4 protein-coding genes and 1 pseudogene are annotated in these 8,259 nt (G+C 72.3%); 3 read left to right on the forward strand and 2 right to left on the reverse strand.

Going from position 1 to position 8,259, the window contains the following annotated elements:
• Positions 1–162: 162 nt before the first annotated feature.
• Positions 163–750 (forward strand): annotated as a pseudogene (gene coaE, locus AB0J67_RS37325) (dephospho-CoA kinase); the annotation flags it as partial.
• 86 nt (positions 751–836) lie between these two features.
• On the opposite strand, the gene AB0J67_RS37330 reads toward coaE, so the two are convergent.
• Positions 837–2,606 carry a hypothetical protein gene (locus tag AB0J67_RS37330; RefSeq protein WP_363489888.1) on the reverse strand — a complete coding sequence of 590 codons (1,770 nt, stop codon included), beginning with the start codon at positions 2,604–2,606 and terminating at the stop codon, positions 837–839.
• A 387-nt stretch (positions 2,607–2,993) separates the two neighbouring features.
• Between AB0J67_RS37330 and uvrB the strand changes: the two genes are divergently transcribed.
• Complete coding sequence (gene uvrB, locus AB0J67_RS37335; RefSeq protein WP_363489890.1) at positions 2,994–5,144, forward strand: excinuclease ABC subunit UvrB; 2,151 nt, start codon at positions 2,994–2,996, stop codon at positions 5,142–5,144.
• 96 nt (positions 5,145–5,240) lie between these two features.
• Here the strand turns inward: uvrB and AB0J67_RS37340 are convergent, their stop codons facing one another.
• A complete protein-coding gene (locus tag AB0J67_RS37340) occupies positions 5,241–5,885 on the reverse strand; it encodes a hemerythrin domain-containing protein (protein WP_363489892.1) in 645 nt (214 codons plus the stop codon).
• A 195-nt stretch (positions 5,886–6,080) separates the two neighbouring features.
• Between AB0J67_RS37340 and AB0J67_RS37345 the strand changes: the two genes are divergently transcribed.
• Complete coding sequence (locus tag AB0J67_RS37345; protein WP_363489894.1) at positions 6,081–8,201, forward strand: endo-1,4-beta-xylanase; 2,121 nt, start codon at positions 6,081–6,083, stop codon at positions 8,199–8,201.
• Positions 8,202–8,259: the final 58 nt, after the last annotated feature.

Consider the following 8,259-nt stretch of genomic DNA (forward strand, 5'->3'; position numbering starts at 1 on the left):
GTTGCGGACCACGGTGAGGTGGTCGCAACCCCGAGTTCGCCGCCGCGATCGTCTCGTTCCTGGGCTGAGCCGCCGCAGCCTCCGGGCCGCGCGGCGACCCTGAGCTCCGGCGGCAAGCCCCGCCCCCGTGCCGGGCCGGGACGGGCGTGCGAGCATGGGGCGGTGCGATGGGTGGGACTGACCGGGGGTATCGGCTCCGGTAAGAGCGCGGTGGCGGCGCGGCTGGCCGAGCTGGGCGCCGTGGTGATCGACTCCGACCGGCTGGCCCGCGAGGTCGTCGCGCCGGGCACCGACGGCCTGGCCGAGGTGGTGGCCCGGTTCGGTGCGCAGGTGCTGGGGCCGGACGGCGCGCTGGACCGGCCCGCGCTCGGCAGGGTCGTCTTCGGCGACGACGCGGCCCGGCGCGACCTGGAGGCGATCATCCACCCCCGGGTACGCGCCCGCGCCGCCGAGATGGCCGCCGCCGCCCCACCGGACGCGGTGATCGTCAACGACGTGCCGCTGCTGGTCGAGGCCGGGCTCGCCGAGCAGTACGAGCTGGTCATCGTGGTCTTCGCGGACGAGGCGACGCGGCTGGCCCGGCTGGTGCGCGACCGGGGCATGCCCGAGGCGGACGCCCGCGCCCGGATCGCGGCCCAGGCGAGCGACGAGCAGCGCCGCGCGGTAGCCGACGTCTCCATCGTCAACGAGGGCACCCTGGACGAGCTGCACTCCCAGGTGGACGAGGTCTGGCGCACCCGCCTGCGCCCCTGACCACCGCCACCCGGCCCGCCCACTGCCCGCCGCGCGGTCTCCGCGCCAGCGCTGCAGCGGGCGGGCACCCGCGGGTCGAGGTGCTACTTGACCTTGGTGGGGAGGGCGGGTGGGCGCTTGTCGAGGTCCAGGTCGAGCTGGGCGAAGCCGCCGGTGGCGGTACGCAGCTCCAGGCGCTTGAGCACCCCGGAGTTGTCCACCCAGTAGCGCATCCGGGCCAGGCCCGCCGGCACGTTCACCTCGACGCCGCTCGGCAGCTCGAACACCCCCACCGGCTTGCCGTCCAGCACGTCCACCCGCAGCCGGCGGCCGTGCTTGCCGATGTGCGCGGCGTCGTCGGGCACGTTCGCGGCCAGCGACAGCGCCTCGTACATCAGGTAGTCCAGGTCGGTGATCTCGCCGGAGGAGCTCAGCTCGACCCAGTCCGAGCGGTCCCACTTGCCGTCCGGCGCGGGCAGCGGCGGCTGCTCCGGCACGCGCTTGCCGGTCTTACGCTGGGCCACGCCCATGCGGTCGGCGTACATCAGCACGTCGTAGCTCTCGTCGTCGAGGTCGCGCACGGCCAGGTACGCCAGCCGGCGCTGCCAGTCCAGCCAGCCCCGGCCGGTGCGCAGCGCGCCGGGCATGACCGGCATGGTGACGGTGACCTCGCCGCCGCGGGCCTTGAGGTTGCGCTGGCGCAACTGGGACAGCACCTTCGCCTCGGCCTTGGTGATCTCGGAGGGCTCGTTGTCGCGCCCGCCCAGCGCGGGCGTGCGCACGAAGTCCTGCCGCTGCCCGCGCTGCAGGTCCAGCGTGGTCGGCAGGCCGGTGCCGAGCACGGTCTCCAGGCGCACCAGGGCGCCGTCGCCGCTGAGCCAGTACCCGACGGCGCCGCCGTTGGCCTCCAGGGACTTCGGGTCCAGCGACGGCTGCGGGCTCGCGCTGGCCGCGGCGGGCGCCGTGGTCGCGGACGGCGCCCCGGAGGCGGCCGTGGCGGCGCCGGAGGGGGCGGTGGTCGCCTCGGTGCGCGGCGCGGTGGTGGCCGAGGCCGACGCGCCCGCCGAGGCCGACGCGCCCGCCGAGGCCGACGCGCCCGGCGAGGCCACACCGGCCGGCGACGGGGTCGCGAACGTCGGGCCGCCCGCGGAGGGCGACGGGCTGGGCGCGGCCTGCGGGAGCAGGGCCGGACCGAGCAGCACGTCGACCTGGGCGCCGTCGTACGTGTCGTGGCGTACCCACTGGTTGCGCAGCTCGCCGAGCGGACCGGCCGGGTCCGCCTCCTTGCGGGCCAGCAGGAACAGGAACGCGACCAGGTTGTCCAGGGGGCGCTGCTCGTCGTCGCCCAGCCGCAGCGGGCGGACCCGCCAGCCGTCGGCGGGCGGGGTCAGCGGTGGTTTGCCCGCCGGGACCGCCGCGGCCGACGCGGACGGCGCCGCGGACGCGGCGGGGGCGTCGGTGCGGCGGGCGGACTCGGGCGCGGGCGCGGGCGCCGCGTCGGGCAGCGGCCCGGGGCGGATGGCGAGCACGCCGGGGATCGACTGGACCAGGCCCTTGCTGGTGCCGCCCTCGCTCAGCGCGAGGTAGACGAGCTGGCGGCGCCAGTCGACCCAGCCGTCGACGGTGGTCTGCCGGTTGTCGGGGCCGATCGTGCCGCGCACGCCGACCCGGCCGTCGGCGAAGTTGCGCGCGCGCATGCCGGCCAGCAGGTCGAGTTCTGCCTTGTTCAGCGGCCGGGAGGCTTCCGGGGACGGCTTCTTCGTGGCTGAACACGAGGCCAGGCCGCCGGTGAGCGTCGCGGTGAGGCCCAGCAGCAGACCTGCGGCGGCGAGGAGCTGGAGGATCCGGCGGCGTCCGTTGGTCGAGGTTCTCACGGGAGGTGCAACGGGCCGAACGTGGTGAGGTGACGTGCCAACCGGTCAGAGCGGTCACGGTGGCACGGCGGCGTGCGGATACGTCAAGACCGCCCGCGGCGGCCGGTCGGCGCACACATGGTGCGCGACCGCAGCAGTGCGCTCATCGATCCTGCGGTGGGGCGGATCGAGGCTGCTACCGGTGCGCCAGGGGTGACAACCGGCCGGTGTGGAGGTCCGGTCTCCCTGGTACGGCCGCCGCGAACGGCCTACCACATGACGGTAACGCGGTGATTGATGACACACAATCGCAATATTGGAGCCGGTCACTCACCTACCGTCACACCAGCACCGCGGCCTGCGCGGCTGCCCCGTGAGAGTGTCACACGAGCGGCGTAGGTTGGGCACATGACCGAGCTTGCCGAGATTCCGCGCCTGGACGGGTCGTTCCAGGTCATCAGCGACTACCAGCCGGCCGGTGACCAGCCGGCCGCGATCGACGAGCTGGCCCGGCGGGTGCGCCGGGGCGACCGGCACTCGGTGCTGCTGGGCGCGACCGGCACCGGCAAGTCGGCGACCACGGCGTGGCTGATCGAGAAGCTGCAGCGCCCCGCGCTGGTCATGGCGCCGAACAAGACCCTGGCCGCGCAGCTGGCCAAGGAGTTCCGCGAGCTGATGCCCAACAACGCGGTGGAGTACTTCGTCAGCTACTACGACTACTACCAGCCCGAGGCGTACATCCCGCAGACGGACACCTACATCGAGAAGGACTCCTCGATCAACGAGGAGGTGGAGCGGCTGCGGCACTCGGCGACCATGTCGCTGCTGACTCGCCGCGACGTCATCGTGGTGGCGACCGTGTCGGCGATCTACGGCCTCGGCACGCCGCAGGAATACCTGGAGCGCTCCGTCAAGGTCAAGGTCGGCGAGGAGGTCGACCGGGACAAGCTGCTGCGCCGCCTGGTGGAGATCCAGTACGCGCGCAACGACCTGGCGTTCAACCGGGGCACCTTCCGGGTCCGCGGCGACACCCTGGAGATCATCCCGGCGTACGAGGAGCTGGCGCTGCGCATCGAGTTCTTCGGCGACGAGATCGAGCGGCTGTCCTACCTGCACCCGCTCACCGGCGACGTGGTCAAGGACGTCGACCAGCTGCTGATCTTCCCGGCCACGCACTACGCGGCGGGTCCGGAGCGGATGGAGCGGGCGATCGCCGGGATCGAGGCCGAGCTGGAGGAGCGGCTGGCGGAGCTGGACCGGCAGGGCAAGCTGCTGGAGGCGCAGCGGCTGCGCATGCGCACCACGTACGACCTGGAGATGATGCGCCAGGTGGGCTTCTGCAACGGCATCGAGAACTACTCGCGCCACATCGACGGCCGCGAGCAGGGCAGCCCGCCGCACGCGCTGCTCGACTACTTCCCGGACGACTTCCTCACCGTCATCGACGAGTCGCACGTGACCATCCCGCAGATCGGCGGCATGTACGAGGGCGACGCCTCGCGCAAGCGGGTGCTGGTCGAGCACGGCTTCCGGCTGCCCAGCGCGCAGGACAACCGGCCGCTGCGCTTCGACGAGTTCCTGGAGCGGGTCGGGCAGATGGTGTTCCTGTCGGCCACCCCCGGCCCGTGGGAGCTGCAGCAGGCGCAGGGCGAGTTCGTCGAGCAGGTGATCCGCCCGACCGGCCTGGTCGACCCGCAGGTCGTGGTGAAGCCGACCAAGGGCCAGATCGACGACCTGATGCACGAGATCCGGCTGCGGGTCGAGCGCGACGAGCGGGTCCTGGTCACCACGCTGACCAAGAAGATGTCCGAGGACCTCACCGACTACCTGCTGGAGAACGGCATCCGGGTGCGCTACCTGCACTCCGAGGTGGACACGCTGCGCCGGGTGGAGCTGCTCAAGGAGCTGCGCATCGGCGAGTTCGACGTGCTGGTCGGCATCAACCTGCTGCGCGAGGGCCTGGACCTGCCCGAGGTGTCGCTGGTGGCGATCCTCGACGCGGACAAGGAGGGCTTCCTGCGCAGCGGCACCTCGCTGATCCAGACCATCGGCCGCGCCGCCCGTAACGTCTCGGGCGAGGTCCACATGTACGCCGACAAGATCACTCCGTCGATGGCGTCGGCGATCGACGAGACCAACCGGCGCCGCGCCAAGCAGGTGGCGTACAACGAGGCCAACGGCGTGGACCCGCAGCCGCTGCGCAAGCGGATCCACGACATCCTCGACGACATCTACCGCGAGGCCGAGGACACCGACACGGCGCTGGCCGGGCACGGGCCCGGCGGGCACATCATCGGCGGGTCGGGGCGGCAGATGTCGCGGGGCAAGGCCCCGGTGCCGGGCACGCGCTCGAAGTCGCGGACCAGCTCGGAGAAGCGCGGCGCGATCGTGGCCGCCACCGAGGGCATGGCCCGGGTCGAGCTGACCAAGCTGATCGGCGAGCTCAACGACCAGATGCTGGCCGCCGCGGCCGAGCTGCAGTTCGAGCTGGCCGCCCGGATCCGCGACGAGATCTCCGAGCTGAAGAAGGAGCTCCGGCAGATGGACGCCGCCGCCTGACCCTCGGCAACCGGCAAAGACTCGCGCCCTCCAGGTCGTCTGGAGGGCGCGAGCCGTCAAGCGTCGCGGCAGGCAAGAGCGAGGTCCTGCCGCGGGTCACTTCGGGTCGAGCTGGTCGGGGTAGGTGGGGCGGCCGGTGACGGCGTCGCGGAGCTTGTCGGCGACGCCCATGATCGGGTCGACCACCTTGTTCCACGGCGGGGTGTTCGGCGTCTTCGGGTGCGGGCGGGTGCCGGCCGCCTCCTCGGCGATCGCGGCCCGGTTGCCCAGGCGGATCAGCTCGTCGTCGTTGGCGAGCTCGCGCAGCCGCCCGTGGATCTTGCGGTTGGCGGTGTGCGTGTGGTGGCGCAGGTGGGCGTCGACCTCCAGGGCGAGCCGCTGGAAGCCCTCGTCCTCGGCCGGGGTGACCGACAGGGTCTGCAGCACCTGCAGGATCGCGCCGTCCTCGGCCAGCTCGCGGTTGGCCAGGTCGTCGCCGTCGGGGAACAGCTCACGGACCGCGGGCAGCAGGTACTGCTCCTCGGCGGCGAGGTGCCGGCTGACGACCGCGGTCACCACCTCGGCGACCTGGCGCCGACGGGACGGCGAGGCCGACGCCGCTTCGGTGGCCAGCTCTGCCGAGAGCCGGGTGATCTGCCGGTGCTCGTCGGCCAGCATGTCGACGATGCTCTGACCGGCGGGGCTGTACGCGGCCTCGGCCTCGGGGGACAGGGGCGGAAGTGGAGGCAGGTCAACGCTCATGGCCCGGCTCTACCCGACGGCGGCCGGGGGCAAACCTGAGCGGGTTTGACGGGCGCTCGGGGCACCTCATAGCATCGACGCCGATCGCCTCCGGGCTTCGGCGGTCCTCATCCGGCGTGGTCGTTCCGGCCGCCAAGGGCAGTGGTGTGCGCGTACGTCCGCGCGCCCAGCTGCTCCCGGAACAGGATCCCCACCGTGTCCACACTCTCCTCCAGAGCCGGGCGGGCCACGCTCGCCGCACTCATGCTGACCCTGGCCGCGCTCGCGGTCGTGGTCGCCTCGACCTCCCATCCGGTGCGCGCCGCCGACCCGGTCACCGTGCTGACCAGCGGCTTCGAGGACGGGACGGTGCAGGGCTGGGCCCGGCGCGGCACCGTCGAGACCGTCGAGGTCAGCACCGCCGCCGCCCGTAGCGGCACCGCCAGCCTGCTCACCAGCGGCCGCACCGCGTCCTGGAACGGCCCCAGCCGCGACCTGCTGGCCTCCGTCACCAAGGGCACCCGCTACACGTACTCGGTCTGGGCGCGCGCCGCGGCCGGCGCCGGCTCGGTGCAGCTGCGGATGAGCGTCGAGCGCCGCTGGCAGGGCACGCCCAGCTACGAGCAGGTGGTCAACAGCACCACCGTCGGCGAGGGCGGCTGGACCCAGCTGACCGGCGGCTACACGCTGGCCAACGACGCCGAGTTCTTCGCCGTGTACGTCGAGACGGTCAGCGGGACGGCGTCGTTCCACATCGACGACTTCACGCTGTCGTACCAGCCGCCGGATCCGATCCAGACCGGCATACCGTCGCTGAAGACGGTGTTCGCGGGCGACTTCCCGATCGGCGCCGCGGTCGGCCGCCCGCAGCTGCTGGGCGAGCGCGGCCAGCTGCTGGCCAAGCACTTCAACTCGCTCACCGCGGGCAACGCGATGAAGTGGGACGCCATCCAGCCCGTCGAGGGCACCTTCAACTACACCGACGCGGACGCGATCGTGGCGTTCGCCCGCGCCAACGGGATGAAGGTGCGCGGGCACACGTTCGTCTGGCACAACCAGACCCCGGCGTGGGTGTTCAACGACGCCGCCGGGCAGCCGATGACCGCGACCGCGGCCAACAAGACGCTGCTGCTGTCCCGGCTGGAGGCGCACATCCGCGCGCTCGGCGCCCGGTACGCGGCCGACATCTCCGCGTGGGACGTGGTCAACGAGGTGATCGACGAGAACCAGTCGGACGGGCTGCGCCGCAGCAACTGGTTCACCATCACCGGGCTGGACTACATCCGCACCGCGTTCCGGGTGGCGCGGCAGGTCGCGCCGAACGCGAAGCTGTTCATCAACGACTACAACACCAACGTCACCAGCAAGCGGGACAAGCTCTACGACCTGGTCGCGCAGCTCAAGGCCGAGGGCGTGCCGATCGGCGGGGTCGGGCACCAGCAGCACGGCAACATCAACTGGCCCAGCGGCAGCGAGACCGACGCGATGATCGCCAAGTTCCTCCCGCTCGGCGTCGAGCAGCAGATCACCGAGATGGACACCAGCATCTACACCAGCTCCTCGGAGAGCTTCACCACCCCGCCCGCGGACCGGCTGGCCGGCCAGGCCGCGCGCTACAAGGCCTGGTTCGACGTGTACCGCAAGTACAAGGCCAACATCACCTCGGTGACGCTGTGGGGCCTGGCCGACGACGAGACCTGGCTGGACAGCTACCCGGTGAGCCGCAAGGACTTCCCGCTGCTGTTCGACGTGCAGCTGCAGGCGAAGCCGGCGTACTGGGCGATCATCGGCAGCGCCTCGCCGACCGCCTCCGGCCCGGCCTCCCCGTCGGCGAGCGCCTCGGCCTCGCCGAGCCCGTCGCGCAGCCCGTCGGCGTCGCCGAGCGCCTCGGCGTCGCCCAGCGCGAGCCCGTCGCCGTCGCCCAGCGCCAGCCGGTCGCCGAGCCCCAGCCCGTCGGCCAGCGCCAGCCCGTCGGCCAGCGCGAGCCCCGGCCCGAGCGGGTCGACGGTGCCGTCGGGGTGCCGGGTGAAGTACACGATCACCAACCAGTGGAACACCGGGTTCCAGGGTGACGTGGTGATCACCAACGCGGGCGCGGTGGCGGTCAACGGCTGGCAGCTTCGCTGGACGTTCGCCAACGGCCAGGTCGTCAACCAGTCCTGGAGCAGCACGTACGCGCAGAGCGGCGCCAACGTGACCATCAGCAACGCGGCCTGGAACCCGGTCATCGGCGCCAACGGCGGCACCGCGTCCTTCGGCTTCCTGAGCAGTTGGAGCGGCACCAACGCCAAGCCGGCGTCGTTCACCCTGAACGGCACCGTCTGCGCCGTCGTCTGACCCCTGCAATCGGCTTTGCTCTGCACACAAATACGCACGTGCGTATTTGTGTGCAGAG

This window comes from Catellatospora sp. NPDC049609 (assembly GCF_040675365.1).
In the GTDB taxonomy this organism is placed as follows: domain Bacteria; phylum Actinomycetota; class Actinomycetes; order Mycobacteriales; family Micromonosporaceae; genus Catellatospora.